The organism is Sphingobium naphthae, assembly GCF_043589935.1.
GTDB lineage: Bacteria > Pseudomonadota > Alphaproteobacteria > Sphingomonadales > Sphingomonadaceae > Sphingobium > Sphingobium naphthae_A.
Window position 1 is genome coordinate 134,119 of sequence record NZ_CP171454.1, and the last position, 23,026, is coordinate 157,144.

General features: G+C 65.3%; 24 protein-coding genes. 14 read left to right on the forward strand and 10 right to left on the reverse strand.

From position 1 onward, the window contains the following. Nucleotides 1-22: 22 nt before the first annotated feature. Nucleotides 23-196 (reverse strand): hypothetical protein, encoded by a 174-nt coding sequence (locus tag ACGGKE_RS00655; RefSeq protein ID WP_394439215.1) that lies wholly within the window; start codon nucleotides 194-196, stop codon nucleotides 23-25. A gap of 219 nt (nucleotides 197-415) precedes the next feature. Here ACGGKE_RS00655 and ACGGKE_RS00660 point away from each other — a divergent pair, with 219 nt between their 5' ends. Further along, a complete protein-coding gene (locus ACGGKE_RS00660) occupies nucleotides 416-625 on the forward strand; it encodes a hypothetical protein (RefSeq protein ID WP_394439216.1) in 210 nt (69 codons plus the stop codon). Between the two features lie 8 nt (nucleotides 626-633). Here the strand turns inward: ACGGKE_RS00660 and argC are convergent, their stop codons facing one another. From argC to ACGGKE_RS00680, 4 genes are read right to left on the reverse strand one after another with little or no spacing between them, the layout of a single operon-like run. Beyond that, nucleotides 634-1,578, reverse strand: a complete 945-nt coding sequence (argC, locus tag ACGGKE_RS00665; RefSeq protein WP_394439217.1) for an N-acetyl-gamma-glutamyl-phosphate reductase — start codon at nucleotides 1,576-1,578, stop codon at nucleotides 634-636. Continuing rightward, nucleotides 1,575-2,483 carry a C40 family peptidase gene (locus ACGGKE_RS00670; RefSeq protein ID WP_394439218.1) on the reverse strand — a complete coding sequence of 303 codons (909 nt, stop codon included), beginning with the start codon at nucleotides 2,481-2,483 and terminating at the stop codon, nucleotides 1,575-1,577. The genes argC and ACGGKE_RS00670 overlap by 4 nt, the downstream gene beginning before the upstream one ends. After that, on the reverse strand, nucleotides 2,443-2,850 hold the full coding sequence (locus ACGGKE_RS00675) for a MarR family transcriptional regulator (protein WP_394439219.1): 408 nt from the start codon (nucleotides 2,848-2,850) through the stop codon (nucleotides 2,443-2,445). The genes ACGGKE_RS00670 and ACGGKE_RS00675 overlap by 41 nt, the downstream gene beginning before the upstream one ends. Nucleotides 2,851-2,909: 59 nt before the next feature. Further along, nucleotides 2,910-4,307, reverse strand: a complete 1,398-nt coding sequence (locus ACGGKE_RS00680) for a leucyl aminopeptidase family protein (protein ID WP_394439220.1) — start codon at nucleotides 4,305-4,307, stop codon at nucleotides 2,910-2,912. Nucleotides 4,308-4,448: 141 nt separating this feature from the next. On the opposite strand from ACGGKE_RS00680, the gene ACGGKE_RS00685 reads away from it, so the two are divergent. Both ACGGKE_RS00685 and ACGGKE_RS00690 read left to right on the forward strand, forming a co-directional pair. Then, on the forward strand, nucleotides 4,449-4,649 hold the full coding sequence (locus ACGGKE_RS00685) for a hypothetical protein (RefSeq protein ID WP_228166583.1): 201 nt from the start codon (nucleotides 4,449-4,451) through the stop codon (nucleotides 4,647-4,649). Then, nucleotides 4,649-5,464 (forward strand): DUF4163 domain-containing protein, encoded by an 816-nt coding sequence (locus ACGGKE_RS00690; protein WP_394439221.1) that lies wholly within the window; start codon nucleotides 4,649-4,651, stop codon nucleotides 5,462-5,464. Before ACGGKE_RS00685 ends, ACGGKE_RS00690 begins: the two co-directional genes overlap by 1 nt. A gap of 36 nt (nucleotides 5,465-5,500) precedes the next feature. On the opposite strand, the gene rimO is transcribed toward ACGGKE_RS00690, so the two are convergent. From rimO to serS, 4 genes are read right to left on the reverse strand one after another with little or no spacing between them, the layout of a single operon-like run. Continuing rightward, nucleotides 5,501-6,883 (reverse strand): 30S ribosomal protein S12 methylthiotransferase RimO, encoded by a 1,383-nt coding sequence (gene rimO / locus ACGGKE_RS00695; protein ID WP_394439222.1) that lies wholly within the window; start codon nucleotides 6,881-6,883, stop codon nucleotides 5,501-5,503. Between the two features lie 34 nt (nucleotides 6,884-6,917). Then, nucleotides 6,918-7,976 carry a potassium channel family protein gene (locus ACGGKE_RS00700; protein ID WP_394439223.1) on the reverse strand — a complete coding sequence of 353 codons (1,059 nt, stop codon included), beginning with the start codon at nucleotides 7,974-7,976 and terminating at the stop codon, nucleotides 6,918-6,920. Further along, nucleotides 7,973-9,034 (reverse strand): peptidoglycan DD-metalloendopeptidase family protein, encoded by a 1,062-nt coding sequence (locus ACGGKE_RS00705; RefSeq protein WP_394439224.1) that lies wholly within the window; start codon nucleotides 9,032-9,034, stop codon nucleotides 7,973-7,975. Before ACGGKE_RS00705 ends, ACGGKE_RS00700 begins: the two co-directional genes overlap by 4 nt. 41 nt (nucleotides 9,035-9,075) lie before the next feature. Next, entirely contained in the window at nucleotides 9,076-10,353 is a 1,278-nt protein-coding gene (serS, locus tag ACGGKE_RS00710) for a serine--tRNA ligase (RefSeq protein WP_394439225.1), read from the reverse strand. Between the two features lie 94 nt (nucleotides 10,354-10,447). On the opposite strand from serS, the gene ACGGKE_RS00715 reads away from it, so the two are divergent. From ACGGKE_RS00715 to ACGGKE_RS00735, 5 genes are all read left to right on the forward strand, one after another. Then, nucleotides 10,448-10,888 carry a host attachment family protein gene (locus ACGGKE_RS00715; RefSeq protein ID WP_228166590.1) on the forward strand — a complete coding sequence of 147 codons (441 nt, stop codon included), beginning with the start codon at nucleotides 10,448-10,450 and terminating at the stop codon, nucleotides 10,886-10,888. Nucleotides 10,889-11,050: 162 nt separating this feature from the next. Then, nucleotides 11,051-11,236, forward strand: coding sequence for a hypothetical protein (locus ACGGKE_RS00720; RefSeq protein ID WP_394439226.1), 186 nt, complete (start codon nucleotides 11,051-11,053; stop codon nucleotides 11,234-11,236). Nucleotides 11,237-11,242: 6 nt separating this feature from the next. Further along, complete coding sequence (locus ACGGKE_RS00725) at nucleotides 11,243-11,722, forward strand: hypothetical protein (RefSeq protein ID WP_394439227.1); 480 nt, start codon at nucleotides 11,243-11,245, stop codon at nucleotides 11,720-11,722. A gap of 548 nt (nucleotides 11,723-12,270) precedes the next feature. After that, nucleotides 12,271-12,735: an RNA polymerase-binding protein DksA gene (gene dksA / locus ACGGKE_RS00730; RefSeq protein WP_228166593.1), complete on the forward strand. Its 465-nt coding sequence runs from the start codon at nucleotides 12,271-12,273 to the stop codon at nucleotides 12,733-12,735. 62 nt (nucleotides 12,736-12,797) lie between these two features. Next, on the forward strand, nucleotides 12,798-13,169 hold the full coding sequence (locus ACGGKE_RS00735; protein ID WP_394439228.1) for a PilZ domain-containing protein: 372 nt from the start codon (nucleotides 12,798-12,800) through the stop codon (nucleotides 13,167-13,169). A 130-nt stretch (nucleotides 13,170-13,299) separates the two neighbouring features. Here ACGGKE_RS00735 and ACGGKE_RS00740 read toward each other — a convergent pair whose 3' ends face one another. Further along, nucleotides 13,300-13,458, reverse strand: a complete 159-nt coding sequence (locus ACGGKE_RS00740; RefSeq protein WP_228166595.1) for a YdcH family protein — start codon at nucleotides 13,456-13,458, stop codon at nucleotides 13,300-13,302. Nucleotides 13,459-13,645: 187 nt separating this feature from the next. Here ACGGKE_RS00740 and ACGGKE_RS00745 point away from each other — a divergent pair, with 187 nt between their 5' ends. From ACGGKE_RS00745 to ACGGKE_RS00770, 6 genes are all read left to right on the forward strand, one after another. Further along, entirely contained in the window at nucleotides 13,646-13,825 is a 180-nt protein-coding gene (locus ACGGKE_RS00745) for a YdcH family protein (RefSeq protein WP_394439229.1), read from the forward strand. Nucleotides 13,826-13,941: 116 nt separating this feature from the next. Beyond that, nucleotides 13,942-14,421, forward strand: a complete 480-nt coding sequence (locus ACGGKE_RS00750) for a DUF1465 family protein (RefSeq protein WP_394439230.1) — start codon at nucleotides 13,942-13,944, stop codon at nucleotides 14,419-14,421. A gap of 77 nt (nucleotides 14,422-14,498) precedes the next feature. Next, on the forward strand, nucleotides 14,499-16,535 hold the full coding sequence (locus ACGGKE_RS00755) for an autotransporter assembly complex family protein (RefSeq protein WP_394439231.1): 2,037 nt from the start codon (nucleotides 14,499-14,501) through the stop codon (nucleotides 16,533-16,535). Further along, nucleotides 16,535-20,731 carry a translocation/assembly module TamB domain-containing protein gene (locus tag ACGGKE_RS00760; RefSeq protein ID WP_394439232.1) on the forward strand — a complete coding sequence of 1,399 codons (4,197 nt, stop codon included), beginning with the start codon at nucleotides 16,535-16,537 and terminating at the stop codon, nucleotides 20,729-20,731. Before ACGGKE_RS00755 ends, ACGGKE_RS00760 begins: the two co-directional genes overlap by 1 nt. A 2-nt stretch (nucleotides 20,732-20,733) precedes the next feature. Then, the gene (locus ACGGKE_RS00765; protein WP_394439233.1) at nucleotides 20,734-22,128 is read left to right on the forward strand and encodes an L-serine ammonia-lyase; all 1,395 of its coding nucleotides are present in this window, start codon (nucleotides 20,734-20,736) and stop codon (nucleotides 22,126-22,128) included. Nucleotides 22,129-22,303: 175 nt separating this feature from the next. Then, entirely contained in the window at nucleotides 22,304-22,957 is a 654-nt protein-coding gene (locus tag ACGGKE_RS00770; protein ID WP_394439234.1) for an outer membrane protein, read from the forward strand. Nucleotides 22,958-23,026 lie beyond the last annotated feature (69 nt).

The following is a 23,026-nucleotide window of genomic DNA, read 5'->3' on the forward strand; positions in this document are numbered from 1 at the left end:
TCGTTGGCGCCCGTGGTGATGCTTATTTGCCGCGCTCGCCCAGATAGATGAGCAGCGCGATGATGATGCCCAGCGCCAGCCCCACCAGCAGCCCGATGCTCGGCTGTCCCAATAGGCCTCCGCCCACTGCGCCGATCAGGATCAGCAGGGCGATGATGGCGCCGGAGCCGGTCGGATTGGAGGTGCGCTTGGTCATCGGAGATCCCTTGCCATGCCCGGATCGAGGACGCCAGCGCCTTTGGCTGGTCGCCGCACATGGGACAAATTGTGCCGCAATGGATCGCCTGTCCCGCACAGGGACATGGCTAATCCAACTTTTACCGTGCGACCCGGCGTGCGGAGCCGACATGCTGATCTGGCACGATCATTGATGCGTCGATGATCGAGAACAGATTGTCGAAAATTCGGGGGCGTCATGCAGTTGCCATATCTTGCGAACCGCAAGAGCTATGAGGATGCCGCCGAGTTGATCAGCCTGTTCGGCGCCAATGCCGGCTATGAAGCGGCCGCGCGCGCGGATCGCAGCCTGGACCAGGGCAATCACATCCATTTTTGCCATTGGCGCCAGATTGAGCGCCTGATCCTGCTGCTGACCTACGACCAGCCGCTGGGGACCGTGCACTGAGCGGGTGATCAGAGCCGCAGGCCCGCCGTTTCCGGGAGACCGGCGAGGATGTTGAGATTCTGCACAGCGGCGCCGGCTGCGCCCTTGCCCAGATTGTCGAGCGCGGCGATCAGGCGCGCCTGGCTGCTATCGTCATTGCCGAAGAGGAACAGGTCGAGCCTGTCCGTGGCGCCGACGACTTCGACCGGCAGGCCCGACAGGCGCGCGCTTTCCTGCAGCGGCGCTACGGTGACGATCGGCGAACCATCATAAGCGGCCGCGAGGGCGGCGTGCAGGTCGGCGATTTGCGGCCTGCCCGGCATGGCGCGCAGTTGCAGGGGCACTTCCACGATCATGCCGCGATAGGCGTTGGCGACGGCCGGAGCGAAGAGCGGCGGATGCGCAAGCCCGGAATAGCGTGTCATTTCCGGAACATGCTTGTGCGCCAAGGTCAGGCCATAGGGCCGGAAGGCGCTCGGCGCCGCGGCAGCATCCTCATAGTCGGCGATCATCGCCTTGCCACCGCCCGAATAGCCGGACGCGCCCGACACAGTCACTGGCCAATCCGCCGGCAACAGCCCTGCCAGCACGAGCGGCCGGACGAGCGCCAGGAAACCGGTCGGCCAGCAACCGGGATTGGCCACATAGCGACTGTTCGCCAGGCGCTCGCGATGTCCGGGCTCCAACTCCGGGAAGCCATAGGTCCACCCGTCGGCAACGCGGTGCGCCGTCGACGCATCGATGATGCGCGTGCGATCATTGTCGATCAGCGACACCGCTTCACGCGCCGCATCGTCGGGCAGGCAGAGGATGACGATGTCCGCAGCATTGAGCGCGTCCCGGCGCGCGCCGGCATCTTTGCGGTCCTTTTCGTCCAGCGTGATCAGCGACAATTCGGAGCGGCCGGCCAGCCTGTCGCCGATTTCGATCCCCGTGGTGCCATGACCGCCGTCGATGAAGATGCGGGTTGTCATGCGCAGATCCTCCGCCGCGCGATGATGGGGCTGGGATGATCCGTCGCCAGGCGCGCGACAACATCCGCCAGCGGTTCCTTGACCACCGCCATCCAAAAGGCGTTGGCGTGCAGCAGCGTCTTGCCATCGGTCATGATGCCGACATGGCCTGGGAAGAAGATGAGGTCGCCGCGTTGCAGGCCGGCGTCATTGTCGATCGGCGTGCCGATGCCTTCGCACTGCAGGTCGGTGTCGCGGGGCACAGCCATTCCGATGCGGCCCAGCGCCACCTGGACGAGGCCGGAGCAATCGATGCCGCGATGGCCGCGTCCGCCCCAGACATAGGGCTGGCCCAGATGCCGTTCGGCGACCGCGACCCAGTCGGGCTCCTCCTGGCTCACCGGCTCGGCATGGCGCTTGTGGACGAAGCCTTCCGCGCAGGCGAAGAAATCGTCTTGCGCCTCGGCGGTGAACAGCGCGCCGTGCGGCCAATAGTCGGCAATGGTCGACTTGATGTCGGGGGCGCTGAACAAGGGCGCGACCGCCGCCGTGACTCGATGGGTCGCCTGTTCCTCGACGTCGAGCGCGTCGCGGCGGATATAGCCGACATAGCCGTCATGGCCGCAAAAACCCCAGGCCCAGTCGGTGGTCACGTCAAGCGCATGAAACCGTTCGCCACGCAGCAGTTCGCTGACGGCCTCCGCGGTCGGGGAGGCGGATGCAAGGATCGGCGTGCCGGCCGCGACGCAGGTCAGCGGGACGGCGCGGGCATAATGCGCGGAAAACAGGGTGCCGGCGAGCGACAGATCGGCCAGGTCGCCGCGAGCCGCATGAACGCGGCGATCAAGCGCGACCGATCGGCCCTGCAGCTTGAACCGGGTTCTTTCAGGCGGTGCGTTCCGCAGCGTTGTATTCGTTCCTTTCATCGCGCGGGGTTCCTGCGATGAAAAGGTGAAAGGCGTCAAGAAATTCCGCCCCCTTGGGCGTTCGCGTGATGAAAATATTCCGACGATCCGCCGCATCGCGCTCCCGGCGCAGATAGCCGAGCGCCGAAAGCTTGTTGAGCGCGCGCGTGATGACGGGTTTCGACACATGCAGTGTTTCGGCAAGCCCGCGCACCGTATGAGGACCCTTGCTGATATAGACGGTCATCATCAGCGCCATCTGGCGGTTGGTGAGGTCGGGCTTGCCCGAACGCACATAATCAACCAGCGTCGACATCCATTGGCGAAGCGACGGGATGCCCGGGCGGTCGATCTCGGCGGATGAATCTGTGGCGGAAAGGGCGTTCATGCCCGCTCAACGCGCGATGCCCAATCCGGTTGCGTAACGGATGGGCCTTTGTCAATGCATCAATGCTGGTTGCCGTAGCGCCGCTGCAAGAGCCGGAATATGGCGCGCATTCCAAGCGCTTCGCCGCCCTTGGGCCGACCAGGCTTGCTCGTCGGCCGCCAGGCGAAGGTATCGAGATGCATCCATGGTGTATCATCAGGAACGAATCGCTTGAGAAAGAGGGCGGCGGTGATCGCGCCCGCAAAGCCGCCGTCTCCGGCATTGTTGATATCCGCCACATCCGATTTCAGCATGTCGGCATAGGGATCCCATAATGGGAGCCGCCAGAGTGGGTCATCGACCTCCATGCCCGCGGCCATGGCCTGCGCCGCCAGATCATCGTCATTGCAGAACAGGGCAGGGAGATCGGGGCCGACCGCGACTCGGGCTGCGCCGGTCAGCGTCGCGAAATCCACCACCAGTTCCGGCTGTGCTTCACCAGCGCGCGTGAGGGCGTCGCCCAGCACCAGCCTCCCCTCAGCATCAGTATTGCCAATCTCGACCGACAGCCCCTTGCGGCTGCGCAATATGTCGCCGGGGCGGAAGGCGTTGGCGCCGATGGCGTTTTCGGCCGCGGCGATCAGCAAGTGGAGCCGCACCGGCAAGCGCGCGGCCATGATGAGCTGCGCCAGCCCCAGCGCATGCGCGGCGCCGCCCATATCCTTCTTCATCAGGCGCATGCCCGATGACGGCTTGATGTCGAGCCCACCGCTGTCGAAGCAGATGCCCTTGCCCACCAGCGCCAGCCGAGGATGGGCCGGATCGCCCCATTCGAGTTCGATCAAGCGCGGCGCGAAGCTGCGGTCCGCGGCCTTGCCGACCGCGTGGATCATCGGAAAGCCCTGTTCCAGGGCGTCGCCGCGCGTCGTGGTGACGTGGGCGCCGAAGGCCTGCGCGACCGCTTCGACCGCCTTTTCGAGGTCCGGCGGGCCCATGTCCGCGGCGGGGATGTTCACCATGTCGCGCACCAGCGCAGTCGCGCGCGCCAATTGCACCATCGGATCGATCTGGGCCACGCCGCTGGTCAACAGGACGCGCGGGCCCGGCGCTGCTTCATCCTGCCGATAGCGGTCGAACCGATATTGCGCCATCAGCCAGCCAAAGGCCGCCGCGCCGGGAACGACGTCCGCCAGCCGATAAAGGCCTTCCGGCAGCGTTTCGGCCAGCCTGGCGAGACACCAGGGGCCAAGCTTGGCCTTGTTCTGCACGGCGGCGACGACCGACCAGACGCCATCTCCTTCACCCGGGATGATCGCCTGCTCCCCTGGCTTGCCGCGAAATTTCTGCGCCGTCAGCATTGATCGCACGGCGGGGGGCTGGGCGGCCATCCAGGCGTCATGCTCCAGGGCATCCAGAAGCCGGATCATGTGGCCGGGCTGCTGGTTGTCGGCTTTGAGCAGGTCGGAAAAGTCGGTCATCCCGCCGATGTAAGGGAAAGGTCCGGGCAAGGGGAAGAGGCAATTTCCCGTCGCTCGGGCGGCACGGCCGACCCTTTCTGTCTTTGCGTCGCGCAGCCGACGCGCCTAAAGTCTCTGGCAGAAGAAACAAGGAGATGGACGATGATTCACGGAGATGATCGCAGCCTTCAGGCGGCGCGCGCCCGCGCCTATGAACTGGCTGAAAGCGGACGCTTCGACAATGGCAATGCCGTGCAGCAGGCGTTGATCGCCGAAGGCTGGTCGAACGCTGGCCGCGCGCTGGAAAGCGACTATGCGCGCAAGGCGATCGGCGAACGCTGCCGCGCGGCGCAGGCGCATTGATGCGCGCCGGGGGGCTGATCGCGACAGGCACCCTGATGCTGGCGGCCTGCTCGCCAGCGCAGGACGTTGCCGATAACAGCGCCGCGAACGAAGCGGCGAGCCGGTTCGCCAATCGCATGGCCGGCGAGCCGGCCCCCACGCCCCCCGGCAAGCCTTTCGCACAAAGCGACAAGAGCGATTATCTCGAATTCTCCTATGCCTATCCCGGCCAAGCGGCGGCGATACCGGCTCTGGTCGACAAGTTTCGCCAGGCGATGGACACGGCCAAGGCCGATGCCCTGAAAATGGCGCAAGAGGATAGCGCGGCGGCGAAACAGGCGGGCTATCCCTTCCGCCCACATAGCCTGGAGACGCAATGGACCGTGGCGGCTGACACGCCCCGTTTCCTGTCGCTGCGATCGGAAACCTATGTCTATACCGGCGGCGCGCACGGCATGACGGGTTATGAGGCGCTGCTCTGGGACAAGGCGCGCAAGCGCGAAACCAGCGTCAAGGCGTTGATGACCAACCCGGCGGCGTTCGCCGCCGCTATCGGCGATCGCTTCTGCGCGGAACTGGACAGGCAGCGGGCGCAGAAGCGCGGCGCGCCGGTCGTCGCTGGGGACGACGATTTCACCAAATGCATCGACCCGATGGAGCAGGTGCTGGTGCCGACATCGAAGGACGGCAGGCTGATCGATAGCATGACCTTCGTCATCGGTCCCTACAGCGCCGGTCCCTATGCGGAGGGCAGTTACCAGGTAGCGCTGCCGGTGGACGCCGCGATGCGCGGCGCGATCAAGACCGAATATCAGGATGCGTTCGTCGACAAGTGACGATCATGCCCAGGCCGCTGCGAGGGCATGACCGGATCAGACGGGCACGCCGTAAAGATCATGCTCGTCGGCATCCTCGATGAGCACGTCGATCATGTCGCCGGCCTTCCGCCCGTCGCCCACGTCCCGCAGGAAGACATTGCCGTCGATTTCCGGTGCGTCGGCCTGGCTGCGGGCGGTGGCGCCGACGCTGCCATCTTCCTCATCGGGCTCGCCGACTTCGTCCAGGATTACGGGCAGGACGCGCCCCACCTTGGCCTGCAGCTTGGCCGCGCTGATCGCCGCCGTCTTTTCCATGACGCGCTGGTAGCGTTCTTCCTTGATCTCTTCGGGCACCGCGCCGGGCAAGTCATTGGCGGCGGCGCCTTCCACAGGTTCAAAGCGGAAAGCGCCGACGCGGTCCAACTGCGCCTCGTCCAGCCAATCCAGCAGATATTGGAAATCGGCTTCGGTCTCGCCGGGGAAGCCGACGACGAAGGAGGATCGGATCGCAATGTCGGGGCAGATATCCCGCCATTTGCGGATGCGGTCCAGCACCTTGGCTTCGTTGGCGGGTCGCTTCATCGCCTTGAGCACATTGGGCGATGCGTGCTGGAAGGGGATGTCGAGATAGGGCGTCAGCAGCCCCTGCGCCATCAGCGGAATGACCTGGTCGACATGGGGATAGGGATAGACATAATGGAGCCGCACCCACGGGGCGCGGCCTTCGGCGGTGCGCAACTGGCCCAGCTCGCGCGCCAGGTCGGTCATGTGCGCACGGACTTCATGCCCCTTCCACATGCGGGGTTCGTGCCGGGTGTCGACGCCATAGGCCGAGGTGTCCTGGCTGATGACCAGCAATTCCTTCGTGCCCGCGGCCACCAGCTTTTCCGCCTCGCGCAGCACCGCGTCGATGCGGCGGCTGACCAGGTCGCCACGGATCGACGGGATGATGCAGAAGGAGCAGCGATGATTGCAGCCTTCGCTGATCTTCAAATAGCTGTAATGGCGCGGCGTCAGCTTCAGCCCACCTTCCGGCACCAGGTCGACAAAGGCGTTGGGAATGGGCGGGGAGGCGTCATGCACGGCATTGACGACCTGCTCATATTGATGCGCGCCCGTGACGGCCAGCACTTGCGGGAATTTCGCGCGGATGACGTCCGCTTCGTCGCCCATGCAGCCGGTCACGATGACGCGGCCATTTTCCGCCATCGCCTCGCCGATCGCTTCCAGCGATTCCTCCTTGGCGGAATCCAGGAAGCCGCAGGTGTTGACCAGCACGACGTCGGCGCCGGCATAGTCGGCGGACATCTGATAGCCGTCGGAGCGCAGCTTGGTCAGGATACGTTCGGAGTCGACCAGATTCTTGGGACAGCCGAGCGACACCATGCCGATCTTCGGCGCGTCTGGAATTTTGGTTGCCATGATCGGCGCGCACATAGGGATTTTTGCGGCCAATGTCACGAGGAACGAATCAGACGGGCGGCAAAGCGTTCCCACAGCCGTCGCCTTCGGCAATTTCGATGATGACGTCGCCGGTTTGCAGCCGCTTCGCTTCCTCTTCCCAAAAGCCGATCGGCCGGTTGTCGCGATATACGCGCACGCCCAGCCCTGTGCGGATGGCGGAAAGGGGCTGACCGATTTCATCTGGCAGGACGGCGCGTTCGTTGAGCTTCACGCGCCCGCCCGAGGCGGCGAGATCCGCCATGTAATCAGCAATATGCTGGCCGCTGGTGCTGCCCGCCAGCAGCAGCCCGGCGAAGCTGACAGGGTTGATGACGGTCGTCGCACCCGCCTGACGGGCCGGCAATTCATTATCCTCGTTGCGGACGACGATGCTGATCGGCAGGCGCGGCGCCAGATGGCGGGCGGTCAGGGTGATGAGGATCGACGTGTCGTCCCGCCCGGCCGACACGATCATGCTGCGCGCGCGGTGAATGGCGACGTCCTTCAACGTCTTGTCGCGAGTCGAATCGCCGCACAGCACGTTGCAGCCATGGGCCTCGGCGAGTTGCAGCGCCTTTTCGCTGCCGTCGATGACGACGATCTCGCGCGCGTCGGTGCCGCGGGCCAGCAGTTCATGCACGGCTTCCTGCCCACTGGTGCCAAAGCCCGTGACGATGATGTGATTGTGCAGATCGGCCTGGATGCGTGCCATGCGCCACCTGTAGAGAATGTTGCGGAGGAAGAGATTATAGGCGGTGCCGAGGAAGATCAGCCACACGAACAGCCGGATCGGCGTCACGAACAGCGATTCGAACAGTCGAGCCTCGGGCGTCACCGGCACGATGTCGCCATAGCCCACGGTCGTGACCGTGACCGTCGTGAAATAGAGGACGTCGATGAAACTGATCTGATCGTCGAAATTGTCCTTCAGCCCATCCCGGCCGATCCAGTGGAACAGCAGCACCAGGGCGATCAGCCCGAACAGCAGCACCACGCGCCAGGCCAGGTCCATCCACATCGGCATGGACGATCGGCGCCGCAGGAACCCGGCGGTGGCGGACCGACCCGAGGCTTCATCTATCCTCATGCGGGCGGCAGCTTTCCAAGCGGATCCACAGGAGCGCGGTCCTTGCGCAGTTCGAAATGCAATTTGGGCTTGCTGGCATAGCCGGTATCGCCGGTCAGCCCGATGATCTGCCCTTTCGTCACCTTCTGCCCCCGCACCACATCGACTCGGCTGGCATGACCATAAGCGCTCACCCAGCCGCTGCCATGATTGATCAGCACCAGGCCGCCGAACACCGCCACCTTGTCGCCGGCATAGGCGATGACGCCGTCGGCCGCTGCGCGGATCGGCGTGCCCACGGGCGCGGAAATGTCGATGCCATTATTTTTCGACCCGCTCTGGCCCGGGCCGAAGCGGGACAGGATGGTGCCGGTCACGGGCCAGGCGAAACTGCCGGCGAATGCGCTCGGCTGGGCGATGGGCTTGTTCGTAGGCAGCGGCCTGGGGCGCGTGGAGGCTGCCGCGGCGGGCGCATTTTCGCGCGTCGCTGGCTGGCCGCCGGTCAGGACATCGTCAATGTCGATGCGAAAGGCCGATGCCCGCTGCTCCAGCGAGGTCGCACCGACGGGCAGCGCATCGGGCAGCAACAGCCGCTGTCCGCGCCGCAGGACATAGGGTTCCTCCAGCCCGTTGGCGTCGACAATGCGGCTCCAGGGGATGGCATAGGCGGCGGCAATGGCGATGCCCGTCTCGCCTTCCGCCACCAGATGATAGCGGCCGCCCGGTATGCGCAGCCTTTGCCCGGCCTGCAATTGGTAAGGCGGCGTCAATCCGTTCGCCCGCGCGATCATCTCCGATCCTGCGCCGGTGCGATTGCCGATACCGCGCAGCGTGTCGCCGGGCTGCACGACATAGCGGGATTCCGGAACGGTGCGGGCGTTGGCGACCACTTGCTGCGCCGTCCACACCGGCTCGGACTCCGCAAGCTGAGCGGTGGCCGCATCGGCGCTCAGACTGGGTGGCGGCGTGGGCGTCGAGACGGGAGCATAGGGCGGCTGCCGGTCAGCCTGCTGCGGAATGCAGGCGGTGAGCAGAAGCGGGCCGAACGTGCAGAAAGAAAGGCGCAGCGAGGAAGGCATTGCAGGCTGTGTATCGCATCGCGCCAGCCTTGCCAGCCCTCCTATTCGGGCTGGAGCCTTGTAAGCCCGCCCATATAGGGGAGCAGCGCGTCGGGGATGAGGACGGTGCCGTCCGACTGCTGGTAATTTTCCAGAACCGCGACCAGCGTGCGTCCGACCGCCAGCCCCGACCCGTTGAGCGTGTGCAGGAACATCGTCTGCTTCGCGCCATCGGCCCGCGTCCGCGCATTCATGCGCCGTGCCTGGAAATCGCCGCAGTTGGACACCGAACTGATCTCGCGATAGGTGGCCTGGCTCGGCAGCCAGACTTCCAGATCATAGGTCTTGCGCGCGCCGAACCCCATGTCGCCGGTGCAGAGCAGCATCTTGCGATAGGGAAGGTTCAGCGCCTGGAGGACGGCTTCCGCCGCGGCCACCATGCGCTCATGCTCGGCGTCCGAGTCTTCGGGCTTGCAGATCGCGACCAGTTCGACCTTCTCGAACTGATGCTGGCGAATGAAACCGCGGGTGTCGCGACCGGCCGACCCCGCCTCGGAGCGGAAGCAGGGTGTCAGCGCCGTGAGGCGCAGGGGCAACCGGCCCTCCGGCACGATCTGTTCCGCCACCAAATTGGTGAGCGACACCTCGGCGGTCGGAATGAGCCAGCGCCCGTCCGTCGTCTTGAACAGATCCTCGGCGAATTTGGGCAACTGTCCCGTTCCGAACAGCGCATCGTCCTTCACCAGCAGCGGGACGATCGTTTCCTCATAGCCATGGGTTGCCGTCTGCATATCCAGCATGAACTGCGCCAGCGCGCGGTGCAACCGAGCCATCTGGCCGCGCAACGCCGTGAAGCGCGCGCCCGACAAAGCCGCGCCTCCTTCAAAATCCAGCCCCAGGGACGGGCCGAAATCGGCATGGTCCTGTGGCGCGAAATCGAACTCGCGCGGCGTGCCCCAGCGGCTCAGTTCGACATTGTCGGCCTCATCCACGCCATCGGGCACGTCGCTCGCTGGCAGGTTGGGGATCGCGGCGAGCAGGGCCGTCAGCAACTCTCCGGCGGACCGCTCCTCTGCTTCGAGCGCTGGCATGCGCTCCTTGAGCGCCGCGACTTCGGTTTTGAGCGCATCAGCGGTGGCGACATCCTTGGCGGCCATCGCCTGGCCGATCGCCTTGCTGGCTTCATTGCGACGCGCCTGCGCCTGCTGCCATTCGGTCTTGATCGCTCGGCTTTTCTCGTCGAGCGCCAGGATGTCGGCGGACAGCGGCTCCAGCCCCCTGCGGCCCAGGGCAGCGTCGAAAGCAGCGGGATTTTCGCGAATGAGGCGGATGTCGTGCATGGGCCAGCCCTATGCCGCTGCGCGACCGGCCGCGCAACCCTGCGCGCCGTCATCCGTTGGTCCTGCATCATCGAAATACAATAGGAGACAGGCGATGCAGATCGATCATGACGCGATGGTGCTGGTGGCGGACGGGCGCAAGATGCTGTTCTTCCGCAACAAGGGCGACGCGGCCTATCCCAATCTGGAGGCGGAAACCGTCAAGGAGCAGGACAACCCGGCCGATCGCGAACAGGCCGCTGACGCGCCGGGACGATCGCATAATTCGGTCGGCAGCCATCGCAGCGCCATGGACGAGGTGAATTTCCACGACCTGGAGGAATCACGCTTCGCAGCGGAGGCGGCCGACATGCTGAAGCGCCGCGCCATGGCCAATGACTTTGAAAAGCTGATCATCGTCGCGCCGCCGACGGCGCTGGGCGAAATGCGCAAGCATCTGCACAAGGAAGTCCAGGACCGCCTGGTTGGCGAAATCCCCAAGGACCTCACCAACCATCCCGTGCCGGAGATCGAGAAGGTGATCGCCGCGAGCTGACGCGCGAAAAAGGGTGGCCCCCCGCAGCCACCCTCAAATGCCCCTCGCGGGAAAGGAAATCAGGCGGACTGCTGTCCCTTGCGCTCGGCGAAACGCCGGCGTGCGACGAGCGCCACGGCAGCCGCGCCGAACAGCAGGACCATAGGCGGCGCAGGCACATCCGTGCCGCCGGTGCTGCTCGAACCGCCGCTCGAACTGCTGGAAGAGGAACTGCTCGACGAGCTGCTGCTCGATGACGAGGAGGAGCTACCGGTGCTGCCGAAGCTGGACGAGCCGCCGGACGATGAGCTCCCCGAAGAAGAGCTGGACGAGCTGCTGCCGGACGATCCGCCAGTGGAGCCGGGATGATCCGGCTTGTCGGGCTTGCCGCCACTCGATCCGCCCGAGCTGCTGGAAGAAGAGCTGGATGAGGAGGAGGAGCTGGAACTGGAGCTCGACGAAGAGGAAGAGCTGCTGCTGACGCCCGAAGAGGTCGAGACATTGCCGCTCGACGTGGACACGCCGCCCGTGGAGGTGGAGACGCCACCGGTGGTCGAACTGGTCGAGCTGCTGATGCCGCCGGTCGAGCTGCTGGTGGACGAGATCACGACCGACCCGCCGCCGCTGCCACCGCCGCCGAAGAAGCCGCCGATGAAACCCCCGCCGCCAAAGCCGCCGCCACCACCCATGACGACGGGGACCGCGCCGCCGCCGCCCGACATGATCGGCATTTCGGCCGGCGGCATGGGCGCGGGAAGGGGGATGGGAGCGGGCTGGCTCGTCACCGTCACGGTTTGCGGCGCGCAGGCGGTGACGGTCTTTACCACCTTGCGCTTGATGGTCCGCGCGGCGTAGCGCTTGGGCGCCGCCTTGACGCTCTTGCTGCTGTGCACGACCGCCGGACGTGCGCTCTCGGCCACGTGCACGGCGCCCCCGCCGATGATCGCACCGCCGCATGTGCAGGCGCATAATTTAGCCAGGGCCATCCGTACCGACATAGGTATCCACTCTTGTCTTCTTGCCGCCCGATCCCGAGTGGGATGCGGTGCAGTCGCCTATGAGGAGGAAGGCAGAAGAAACTGTTAATCACAAGGTCATTAACCGTAAATCGGCCCGGAAACTAGGGGTAAACCCTTATGCTGCCCTACCGTAAATGGTTAACGTCCCAGTCTGATACGGGGCGCTCCGGCAGTGTGAATGGGGCGCGGGTCGCTCGCACATCGCAGGGTGGGACGCTGCGATCGAGCGAATCGGCCGCGCGCGAGGAGCGTTGCAGAAAGATCGACACCCGCCCTGAATGTCCGCTTGTGTCGGTGTGCGGCCATGGCTATGAGGCGCCCTCAATGAAAAGTCATTGGCGCCCCGGAACTTGAAGCGTCGGGGCCAGCGAGTCGGAGAGCCAGATGGCATCGGTGCTGAATCCCGATAAAGACGGCGTCAAGCCGCCTAAATCGTCCGTTATCTTACCCGCAGACTATCGCCCGTCGCCCGACGAGGAGTTCATGAACCCGCTGCAGCTGGAATATTTCCGGCAGCGCCTGTGGGATTGGAAGAAGCAGATACTGGCGGAGGCGGAAGGTACGCTGGCGGTGCTTCAAAACGAGCCGCTGCGCGAACCCGACCTTAACGACCGCGCGTCGAGCGAGACCGACTGGTCCATCGAACTGCGCACCCGCGACCGGCAGCGCAAGCTGATTTCCAAGATCGATGCGGCCCTGCGCCGGATCGACGATGGTGAATATGGCTATTGCGAAGTGACGGGCGAGCCGATCTCGCTGGGCCGCTTGGAAGCGCGGCCAATCGCGACCATGACCGTCGAAGCCCAGGAGCGACACGAGCGGCAGGAAAAAATCTCGCGGGACGATTAACCCTTTTTCCATCGCCCGCGACTAGCATCTGTTTCGTGATGATCTTTGCGCGCGGATTTGGAATGGACGAGGACCATGGGATTTCTGATCGAGGGCCGGCGCGGTCGTCACCGCGCGACAGCCTGTTCCTGCTGGCGAACCTCACCGGCGCGGATGGCAGGTCGCTGGGACGCGCCCGTATCCGGAACTTGTCCGCGTCCGGCCTGATGGCGGATTGCGAGCGGCATGTGGCTGCCGGCGCTCGGGTCGAGATCGACCTGCGCGGGGTCGGCAATGTCAGCGGCACAGTCGCCTGGTCGCGCGACAACAGGATCGGGCTGGCGTTCGATGAGGCGATCGACCCGCAGCTGGCGCGCAAGCCCATTTCTTCCGGCACCGCGCAGCCGCTTCCCGATTATCTGAGACTGCACCAGCCGCTAGGGCGGGGGCGCTAAAGCAACGTCACGTCTGTTTGCGCGTCGCTAGCGGCCTGCTGCGGCATCGTCCAGGCACGAAAACAAGCTGAAACGACACGCCGGACCAGCAGAGGTCCCACCGGTCTCGCGCGATCAGGTCAGCCAGCCGTTAGTGCTGCGCCGCCATCTCCTCCTTCAGCCGCAATTTCTGCTTCTTGAGCGAGGCCACGAGGATGGCGTCCGGCATCGGACGACTCGATTCGGCCTTGATACGAGCCTCGAGTCCTGCATGCTTGGCTGAAAGGGCTGAGATGTGGCTGTTTTCCATGACATTCTCCTTACGAGGGTGATGGATTTCCGAGTAAATCACGAATCACCCCTTCTGTCTCGTCGCGATTGGCGCTTTGCGGCGGACCGTTCGTAAATTTGCGGTGGCCCGCGCGTGAACGGCGCGCTATCAGGCTGGCCATGAAGCACGGGGAGCGCGGGCAGAGACGGTGAGCCGGGAAGACATCATGCGCCGCCTGGAACTGCTGCGGGTCGAGCATCGCGATCTCGACAGCGCCATTGCAGCGTTGGTCGAAGCGGGCGGCAGCGACCAGATGCAGATCGCGCGCCTCAAGAAGCGCAAGCTGCGCCTGAAGGATGAGATCAGCGCTCTGGAAGATCAGCTCATACCGGACATCATCGCCTGAAGGGGCCGTTTACAGTTATCTTTTCAGCCCCTTGACCGGCCACGAATGGGACAGCCGCGCCGGCAGCGGCCTTCTAGCCCCCTGACAAAGCCTCCATTCTGTGTCAGTCAGCCCTGATGCGAAACGCCGCTTCCCTTGATCGTGGTCTGCATCGACGCCTGGTCGACGGCCTCTATCTCGAAGCCATGATGATGGCCGACGAAGCGCGCGCCTATTTCGATGGCGATGTGCTGAGCCAGGAGGATGCGGCCGACCCGCTGCGTCGCGTGGCCTTTGCCTGTGAATCGCTCAAGGTGACGACCCGGCTGATGCACATCATCGCCTGGCTGCTCAGCCAGCGCGCCTGGCAGCGCGGCGAGATCGGTGATGCGGAGCTGGCGGACGAGAAATATCGCCTCGGCCGCGCCAGCCTGACCGACCCGACCCTGACCGAAAGTTTTCCCTTCGAAGCGCGCGCGTTGATCGAAGGCAGTCAGGATCTGTACGATCGGGTCGCCAGGTTGGAAGAACGGCTCGATCGCATGAGCGGCGGGCAGGGCCAAAGCGACGCGGGCCCGGCGCGTGCGCTGCTGGATCGGCTCAACACCGCTTTCTGACGCATGGCCGACAGGCTACTGATCGCAATGATGTTCGGTACTGGCGTTGTGCGCCGCTCTTGGTCTAGACCGTCGCCATGACCCATGGTTTGCGGATCCGACGCCGCGCTTCTGGCCGACCGCATTCCCGGCTCTCGCTTGCGCCGTTGCTGTTGCTTGCGCCCATGGCGGCGCAGGCGCAGAATGCGCCCGTGTCCGGCGGGCCCGATGTGGACGCGCCGCTGCAGGCCATGCCGGACATCGGCCTCGACTGGCCCGACATGGGGCAGCCCGATAGCGTCGATCCGCTGCCGCTCGATCCCGCGGATCAGGCGAGCGAGACGGTCGATATTGCCGATCCGGTCGCAGCCGACCCCGCGGAACCTGTCGTCACCTTCGCCGACGCGGGTGAGGAACGTCACTATACTGTCCAGCTTGCCGGGCTCGACGGCATCGCTGATCCGGTCTTCAACGAGCGCTTTGCCGAATTGTCGGTGCTGCGCCAGGGCCAGGACAAGGCTGCGAACCTGGCGCAGATCAACCGCCGCGTCAGCGAAGACGGCGAATTGCTGGACCGACTGCTGCGCGCGAAGGGCTATTATGCGGCGCAGGTGCGCGGCAGCGTGACGGCCCCCGCGCCTGGTAGCGACCGCCTGATCGTCAGCTTCGCGATCACGCCAGGGACGCGTTATCTCCTGTCCTCTGTCGACGTGACCGGCCTCGCTGAAACCGGTGAGAAGGAAGCGGAGTTGCGCGCCGCCTTCCCGCCGAAAGTGGACGATCCGGTCGATGCCGATGCGATCATCGCCGGCCGCGTGCAGTTGCAGACAGCGCTGGCGGAAAGCGGCTTTCCCTTCGCCCAGGTCGACGAACCGGAAGTGCGTATCGACCATGAGGACCGCAAGGGCGATCTCGACATGATCGTCACGCCCGGCGGTTTCCGTCGCTTCGGCGCAATCCGGATGAACGATGAGAAGTTGTTCAGCGCGCACCATGTGCAGGAAATTGCGCGCTTCGACCCGAATGACACCTATATGGCCTCCGACGTGGAGGATTTGCGCCGCGCGATCGTGGCGACGGGCCTGGTGTCGTCCGTTTCTCTGACGCCCCGCGACGCGGGTGATGGCGAGCATGTGGATCTCGACGTCGATGTCCGTCGTGCGCCCTTGCGCACGATCGCGGGCGAACTTGGCTATGGCACGGGCGAAGGCTATCGCGCCGAGGTCAGCTGGCAGCATCGTAATTTCTTCCCGCCCGAGGGCGCTGTAACGCTGCGCGGCGTGGTCGGCACGCAGGAGCAGACCGCGTCCTTCACCTATCGCCGCAACAATTTCCGTCGTCGCGACAATGTGCTCACTGGCCTGCTGTCAGTCAGCAACATCCGGCGGGACGCCTATGACGCGCGGACCATCACCTTGTCGGGCGCGCTGGAGCGGCAGACCAATATCCTGTTCCAGAAACATTGGGTCTGGCGCGTGGGCGCGGAGCTGATCGCGTCCGACGAAGCGGATGCCTTTTCCGGCGGCGCACGGCGCACTTTCCTCATAGGCGCCGTTCCGCTCAGCCTCACCTATGACGGCAGCGACGATCTGCTCAACCCGACAAAGGGCTTTCGCCTCGGCGGACGATTCAGCCCGGAACTCTCTTTTCAGAACACGACCTTCGGCTATGCCAAGGTCCAGGTGGACGGCAGCGTCTACCAGCCGGTCGGCGAGCGCGTGGTGATGGCCGCACGCGCGCGCTTCGGCACGATCCTGGGCTCGACCGTGGACCAGATCGCCCCCTCCCGCCGCTTCTACGCGGGCGGCGGCGCATCGGTGCGCGGCTATGGCTATCAGGCGATCGGCCCGCGCTATGGCGAGGATGACGACCCGGTCGGCGGCAAGAGCCTCGCCGAATTTTCGCTGGAAGGCCGCATTCGCTTCGGCAATTTCGGCGTTGTGCCCTTTGTCGACGCCGGCAATATCTCGACCAGCTTCCTGCCGCGCTTCCGCGACTTGCGGATCGGCGCAGGCATGGGCGTGCGCTATTATTCGTCCTTCGGCCCGATCCGGGTGGATGTCGGCACGCCGTTGAACCCGCAGCCGGGTGACCCGAAAATCGCCGTCTATGTGTCACTGGGGCAGGCATTCTGATGGTGGACGAAGGGCCGCCCGAAGTTGTGCCGCCGCCGCCGCCGCGGTCGGTGCCGCGCCGCGCATGGGATGGGCGCTGGCAGCGCTGGGTCGCGGGATTGCTGGCCGCATTATTCCTGATCGCGGCGGGTGCTCTCGCCTGGCTCGACACGGATGGCGGGCACCGCTTCCTGGCCAATCGGATCGCCGCCATCCGCTCCGCGTCGGGCCTGCGCATCCATGTGGGCGCGATCGAGGGCAGCATCTATCGCAAGGCGGTGCTGCGCGATCTCATCCTCTCCGATCCCACTGGCCCCTTCCTTGATGCGCCGCGGGTGGAACTCGACTGGTGGCCGTTCGCCTGGCTGTCGAACCGGCTGGACATCGACCGGCTGTCGATCCCGCAGGCGCACCTGCGCAAGTTGCCGAAGCTCAATCCGACCGAGCGGCGCGGACCGATCCTGCCCGGCTTCGACATCCGGCTGATGCAATTTTCGGTCGGCCGCCTCTCCGTGGCGCCCGGCATTACCGGCCGCGCGCAGACCGCGACGATAGCGGGCGACGCCGACATTCGCGGCGGGCGCGCGATCATCGATCTGTCCGCGCGCATGCTGGACGGCCGCGACGTGCTCACCATTGCGCTGGATAGTCGCCCCGACGACGACCGTTTCAAGCTGGATGTCACCGTCAATGCCCCCAGGCAGGGGCTGCTGGCGGCGATGGCTGGCCTGAAGCAGGACGCCAATTTGCGGATCGCCGGCAAGGGGAGCTGGAGCAAGTGGGATGGACAGCTCGACGCGACGCTGGACGGCGCACCGGCCGTCGACCTCTTTCTGGCAGCGCGCAGCGGCGTTTATTCGGCGCGCGGCACGATCGAAGGATCGGCTATCGCTGGCGGTGGGCTGGTTCGCCGGATTGCCGATCCGCGCTTGACGGTGCGCGCCAATGGCACGCTGGCGAACCGCATCATTGACGGCAAGCTGACGCTTCGATCGGCTGCGCTGGATATGACGGCCGATGGCGCCATCGACCTGCGCAACAATGCGCTGGACAATATGCTGGTCCAGCTGACTCTTGCCCGGCCGCAGGCGCTCGTGCGAAACATCCGCGGCCGCGACGTGCAGGCGAAGGTTCGGCTGGATGGGCCGTTCAGCGCGATGGGCTATGATTATCTGCTGACCGCGCGCCAGATCGCCTTCGACAAGACGGTGATCAGCGACGTACGCGCCGAAGGCAGGGGTCGGGCCGCGGGCAGCGCGCCCTTGCTCATTCCTTTGGCGTTGAAGGCGCGCCGACTGGATGGTCATGGCGACCTTGTCAAAACCATTGTCCGCAACTTCACGCTCGATGGCGTGCTTCAGCTCAAGGGACAGCAACTTGTCAGCAATCCCATGCAGGTCCGTTCGGATAAGCTGCAGGGCAAGCTGATCATGCTGATGGACCTCAAGAGCGGACGCTATGATTTCGGGCTCGACGGCCAGATACGCAGCCTGTTCGTGCGCGGGCTGGGCGTGGTCGACCTCACCTCCAAGTTGCGCGCCGTTCCGCGCCGCGACGGCGGCTTCGGACTCAGCGGCACTGCGCTGGCCCAGATGCGGCGAATGGATAACGGCTTTCTGCGGTCGTTGGGCGGTGGCCTGGGGACGGCGCGCAGCGCGCTGGAGCTGCAACCCGATGGGCAGCTCGCCTTCAACGGACTGACATTGCACGCGCCCTTGCTGTCGCTCCAGGCCGATGGCGTGCGACATCGCGACGGCAGCTTCCATTTCGAAGGCAGCGGCCGCCATGATCGCTACGGCCCGCTGCAACTCACGCTGGATGGTCGGATCGAGCGGCCGACGATCGACCTTCTGCTGCGACGGCCGCTCGATGCCTTGGGCCTGCGCGATGTCCGGGCGCATCTGGTGCCCGATGCCAATGGCTACAGCTACCGGGCGGAGGGTGGATCGACACTGGGGCCGTTCGACGGAAGAGGCGTCATTCTGTTGCCGCAGGGTGGCCAGGCGGTGGTGCGCGTCGCTAATCTGGCCGTGTCGGGCGTAACCGCCAGCGGCGATATACGCCCGCTGCCGGGCGGTCTGGAGGGGCAACTGGGCGTCACGGGCCCCGTCACAGGTTTTGTCGGGTTCAGGCCGGTCAACGACATCCAGCAGGTCCAGGTAAAGCTGACCGCCAATGGCGCCAGCTTCGCCGGGCCTACCGCGATCGACGTGCGGCGGGGTTCACTGGATGCGACGCTTCTGCTCGATCCCGCCGGCACCAGCGTCACCGCGACCGCACAGGCGCGGGGATTGCGCGTCGGCGGCGCTTTGCTCGGGCGCCTCGCGCTCAATGCGGAACTGGTGGACGGCCGGGGCAAGGTGCGCGGCAGCCTGTCGGGCCAGCGCGGACGGCTTTTCGACCTGCAGGGCGAGGCTCAGGTCGAGCCGGACAAGGTCCGCCTGTCCGCCAGCGGCACGATCGACAAGCGGCCGATCCGCCTGACCCGCGCAGCACTCCTGACGCGCACCGAGGATGGGTGGCGGCTGTCGCCCGCCACGGTCAGCTATGCCGGCGGATCGTTGCAGCTGGCGGGCGAACTCGGCGCGGCTTCCACCCACGTGGAGGCGCGGATGCAGGCGCTGCCGCTTTCGCTGCTGGACATCGCCTATGATAATCTGGGGCTGGGCGGCATGGCGACTGGTTCGCTCAGCTATGCGCAGCCGCGCGGCGGTTCTCCGACGGGCAAGGCCGAACTGCGCATTCGCGGTCTGTCGCGGTCCGGCCTGTCGCTCAGTTCCCGTCCGGTCGATGTCGGCGTGAACGCAGCGCTGACGCCCGATCGACTTGCCACCCGGATGCTCTTCGTTGCCGACGGGAAGACGATCGGGCGCGCACAGGCGCTGCTGACGCCGCTGGGGCAGGAGGGCGGGCTTGTGTCGCGGCTCATTGCCGCACCGCTCTTCGCCCAGCTGCGCTTTGGCGGCACCGCCGACACGCTCTGGCGGCTGACCGGGGTCGAGATCGTCGACATTGGCGGGCCGGTGAGCGTGTCCGCCGACATGCGCGGCACGCTGGGCAATCCGCAGATCAGTGGCCAGCTCGCCACCGACAATGCCACCATCAACAGCCCGGTGACCGGCATGCGCCTGCGCAACGTGAAGGCGCGCGGGCGGTTTTCCGGCGCGCAGCTCGTTATCGGCAGCTTCAGCGCCAGCGCGCAAAATGGCGGGTCGGTGAGCGGCACCGGCCGCTTCACCTTCAACGGCATTGGCGGCGTGGGCATGGACCTGGCGCTGCAGGCGGACAATGCAGCCTTGCTGGAACGCGATGACATTGCGGCCACGGTGACGGGCCCCATCACCCTGCGATCGGAAGGAGCGGGAGGCACGATCGGCGGCGACGTGCTCCTCAACCGCAGCCGCTTCACCATGGGGCGCGCGGCCGCCGTTGCGCAGATCCCCGAGTTGCGCGTCGTCGAGATCAACAGGCGCGGCGACGAGATTGAGCGGCCGCGCACCAATGTTCCTTGGGCACTGGCGCTGCACGCCCGCGCGCGCAATCGCCTGATGGTGACTGGTCTTGGGCTCGACAGCGAATGGCGCGCGGACCTGGACATCGGCGGCACAGTGACCAGCCCGACGATCGCCGGCCGGGCGGAGCTGGTGCGCGGCGGCTATGAATTTGCCGGTCGCCGGTTCGACCTGCGCGAAGGCCATATCCAGTTTGACGGCCGGACCCCCGTCAACCCCACGCTGGACATCGATGCGGAGGCGGACGTCAGCGACCTCAGCGCCACCATCCATGTCGGCGGGACCGGCCTCAAGCCCGACATCAGCTTTACCAGTGTGCCGGCCTTGCCGCAGGACGAACTGCTTTCGCGCATCCTGTTCGGCACGTCGATCACCAACCTGTCCGCACCAGAGGCGCTTCAGCTGGCTTCCGCTGTAGGATCGTTGCAGGGGGAGGACGGCCTCGACCCGATCAATGCCGTCCGCAAAGCGGCGGGGTTGGACCGTCTGCGGATCATCGCCGCCGATCCGACGCAGGGGCAGGGCACGTCGATCGCCGCGGGCAAATATCTGACGCGCAAGACCTATGTGGAGCTGATCACCGATGGTCAGGGCTATTCCGCCACTCGGATCGAATATCAGGTGACGCGCTGGCTGTCTCTGCTAGGCGCCATCTCCACGCTCGGCCGGCAGAGCGCGAACGTCCGGGTGTCGAAGGATTATTGATCGTGACCAAAAGCCGCATCGATGCGGGCACCGCCATCAGCATCACCGACCTGTTCACCATCGGGATCGGTCCCTCCAGTTCCCACACGGTCGGGCCCATGCGCGCGGCTTTGCAGTTCATGGAGTCGCTGCCCGCGGCGCCTGAACGCGTGCAGTGCGAATTGTTCGGCTCGCTGGCGCTCACAGGGCGCGGGCACGCGACCGACACGGCCGTGCTGCTCGGCCTGTCGGGCTATCGTCCCGAAGCAATCGATCCCGATGCCATTCCGGACATCCTGTCTGCCATCCGCACGGATGGCCGCATCCGCGCTGGCAGCGCGCAAGCCCAGTGGATGTCTTTCAATGAGCAGCGCGATCTGCTGTTCCGCATGGGCGAGTTTCTGGAAGCGCACAGCAATGGCATGCGTTTCACGGCATGGCTGCCGGATCGCGAGGAGCCAGTCGTCCGTGACTATTATTCCATCGGCGGGGGCGCGGTGTTGCCGGGCATGGTCCCGGTAAGCGACGATATGCCGCTGGGCCATAATGTGGTTCAGCCTTATCCCTTTTCCTCGGGCGCGGAGCTGCTGGCGCAGGGAGAGGCGCACGGCTTCTCCATCGCCACTTTAGTGATGCGCAATGAAGGCGCGTGGCGGGCGCAGGACGAAACGGAAGCCTTTCTCGACCAAGTGATCGACGCTATGTCGGCCTCCATCGATCGAGGCCTCGCGCAGGAAGGTCTGTTGCCGGGCGGTCTCAAGGTCCGCCGCCGCGCGCGCGCCATTCACCAGCGCCTGCGGCTTCAGCAGGATGCGCTAGGGCCGGCGCAGATCTTCGAGTGGGTCAGCCTGTTCGCGCTGGCAGTGAATGAAGAGAACGCCGCCGGCGGCCGGGTGGTGACCGCGCCCACCAATGGCGCGGCGGGCGTCATCCCCGCCGTGCTGCACTATTATCGCCGGTTCGTGCCGGGCGCGGATCGGGACGGGGAGCGCCGCTTCCTCCTCACGGCGGCGGCGGTCGGCTTCCTGTACAAGAAGCGCGCCTCCATCTCCGCTGCCGAGATGGGGTGCCAGGGCGAGGTTGGCGTCGCTTGCTCCATGGCGGCCGCCGGTCTGGCCGCCGTGTTGGGCGGCACCAACAGCCAGGTGGAAAATGCGGCAGAAATCGGCATGGAGCATAATCTGGGCCTCACCTGCGATCCCATTGGCGGGCTGGTCCAGATTCCTTGCATCGAGCGCAACACGATGGGCGCGGTCAAGGCGATCAATGCCGCTTATCTGGCGTTGCAAGGCGATGGCCGGCATATCGTCAGCCTGGATGCCGTGATCGAAACCATGCGCCAGACAGGCGAGGACATGGCGAGCCGCTACAAGGAAACGTCGCTCGGCGGCCTCGCTGTTAACGTGGTTGAATGCTGACAGCCTGTTCATCTTGTCGCTGCAAACGTGCATCGTCGCGCCGAGCCGAGCGCCATTTGTGGCATTAGTGCAACAGATTCAGCTGTTTATCTCCTGTTCATGAAACCAAAGTCTGTGCTCCGGCTTCAGCGTCTCGTCCCCATTGGGGAAGAGAATGACGAATGGAGTATCTGTTATGCGCAAGTTGATGGTCGCCTCTCTTCTGGCAGGCGCGAGCGTCGCTACCCCTGCTGTGGCGCAGGATGTCGGCCCCACCTTCACCGGTCCCCGAGTCGAAGCGATCCTGGGCTACGACCATGTCGGCGCCGGCAGCGATGTGGACAATGATGATGGCCGCGACGATCAGTCCATTGACGGTCTGCTCTACGGTGTTGGCGTTGGCTATGACGTCAATGTCGGCAGCGCCGTCGTTGGTGTGGAGGGCGAGTGGACGGACTCCACCGCCAAGAGCGATCGCTATGACCTGACCGACCAGTTCGGCTTCGGTCGCGTCAGCCAGGGCCGTGACCTCTATATCGGCGCCCGCGCCGGTATCCTCGCGGATCCTGCCACGCTTGTTTACGTGAAGGGCGGCTATACCAATAGCAAGCTGAACGTTCTCGCCGGCAACACGAATGAAACGACCGACACCTCGTTCAAGCTGGACGGCTGGCGCGTCGGTGCAGGCGTCGAACGGGCGATCAACAGCAACACCTTCGCCAAGCTCGAATATCGCTACTCCAATTATACCGACGGCCATATCGACTATATGGACGGCGACACCAGCAGCGAATTCGATATCGACACAGATCGTCACCAGGTCGTTGCAAGCGTCGGCTGGCGTTTCTGATGATGGGAAAGAGGGCCGGCATTTGTCGGCCCTCTGACATATAGGCCTCTCGTTCCAGAGCAGCCACAT

Bases quoted from the DNA above. Each gene is read 5' to 3' on its own strand.
- ACGGKE_RS00655 (WP_394439215.1), bottom strand. From the start codon at position 196: ATGACCAAGCGCACCTCCAATCCGACCGGCTCCGGCGCCATCATCGCC.
- ACGGKE_RS00660 (WP_394439216.1), top strand. From the start codon at position 416: ATGCAGTTGCCATATCTTGCGAACCGCAAGAGCTATGAGGATGCCGCC.
- argC (WP_394439217.1), bottom strand. From the start codon at position 1,578: ATGACAACCCGCATCTTCATCGACGGCGGTCATGGCACCACGGGGATC.
- ACGGKE_RS00670 (WP_394439218.1), bottom strand. From the start codon at position 2,483: ATGAAAGGAACGAATACAACGCTGCGGAACGCACCGCCTGAAAGAACC.
- ACGGKE_RS00675 (WP_394439219.1), bottom strand. From the start codon at position 2,850: ATGAACGCCCTTTCCGCCACAGATTCATCCGCCGAGATCGACCGCCCG.
- ACGGKE_RS00680 (WP_394439220.1), bottom strand. From the start codon at position 4,307: ATGACCGACTTTTCCGACCTGCTCAAAGCCGACAACCAGCAGCCCGGC.
- ACGGKE_RS00685 (WP_228166583.1), top strand. From the start codon at position 4,449: ATGATTCACGGAGATGATCGCAGCCTTCAGGCGGCGCGCGCCCGCGCC.
- ACGGKE_RS00690 (WP_394439221.1), top strand. From the start codon at position 4,649: ATGCGCGCCGGGGGGCTGATCGCGACAGGCACCCTGATGCTGGCGGCC.
- rimO (WP_394439222.1), bottom strand. From the start codon at position 6,883: ATGTGCGCGCCGATCATGGCAACCAAAATTCCAGACGCGCCGAAGATC.
- ACGGKE_RS00700 (WP_394439223.1), bottom strand. From the start codon at position 7,976: ATGAGGATAGATGAAGCCTCGGGTCGGTCCGCCACCGCCGGGTTCCTG.
- ACGGKE_RS00705 (WP_394439224.1), bottom strand. From the start codon at position 9,034: ATGCCTTCCTCGCTGCGCCTTTCTTTCTGCACGTTCGGCCCGCTTCTG.
- serS (WP_394439225.1), bottom strand. From the start codon at position 10,353: ATGCACGACATCCGCCTCATTCGCGAAAATCCCGCTGCTTTCGACGCT.
- ACGGKE_RS00715 (WP_228166590.1), top strand. From the start codon at position 10,448: ATGCAGATCGATCATGACGCGATGGTGCTGGTGGCGGACGGGCGCAAG.
- dksA (WP_228166593.1), top strand. From the start codon at position 12,271: ATGGCATCGGTGCTGAATCCCGATAAAGACGGCGTCAAGCCGCCTAAA.
- ACGGKE_RS00735 (WP_394439228.1), top strand. From the start codon at position 12,798: ATGGACGAGGACCATGGGATTTCTGATCGAGGGCCGGCGCGGTCGTCA.
- ACGGKE_RS00740 (WP_228166595.1), bottom strand. From the start codon at position 13,458: ATGGAAAACAGCCACATCTCAGCCCTTTCAGCCAAGCATGCAGGACTC.
- ACGGKE_RS00745 (WP_394439229.1), top strand. From the start codon at position 13,646: ATGCGCCGCCTGGAACTGCTGCGGGTCGAGCATCGCGATCTCGACAGC.
- ACGGKE_RS00750 (WP_394439230.1), top strand. From the start codon at position 13,942: ATGCGAAACGCCGCTTCCCTTGATCGTGGTCTGCATCGACGCCTGGTC.
- ACGGKE_RS00755 (WP_394439231.1), top strand. From the start codon at position 14,499: ATGACCCATGGTTTGCGGATCCGACGCCGCGCTTCTGGCCGACCGCAT.
- ACGGKE_RS00760 (WP_394439232.1), top strand. From the start codon at position 16,535: ATGGTGGACGAAGGGCCGCCCGAAGTTGTGCCGCCGCCGCCGCCGCGG.
- ACGGKE_RS00770 (WP_394439234.1), top strand. From the start codon at position 22,304: ATGCGCAAGTTGATGGTCGCCTCTCTTCTGGCAGGCGCGAGCGTCGCT.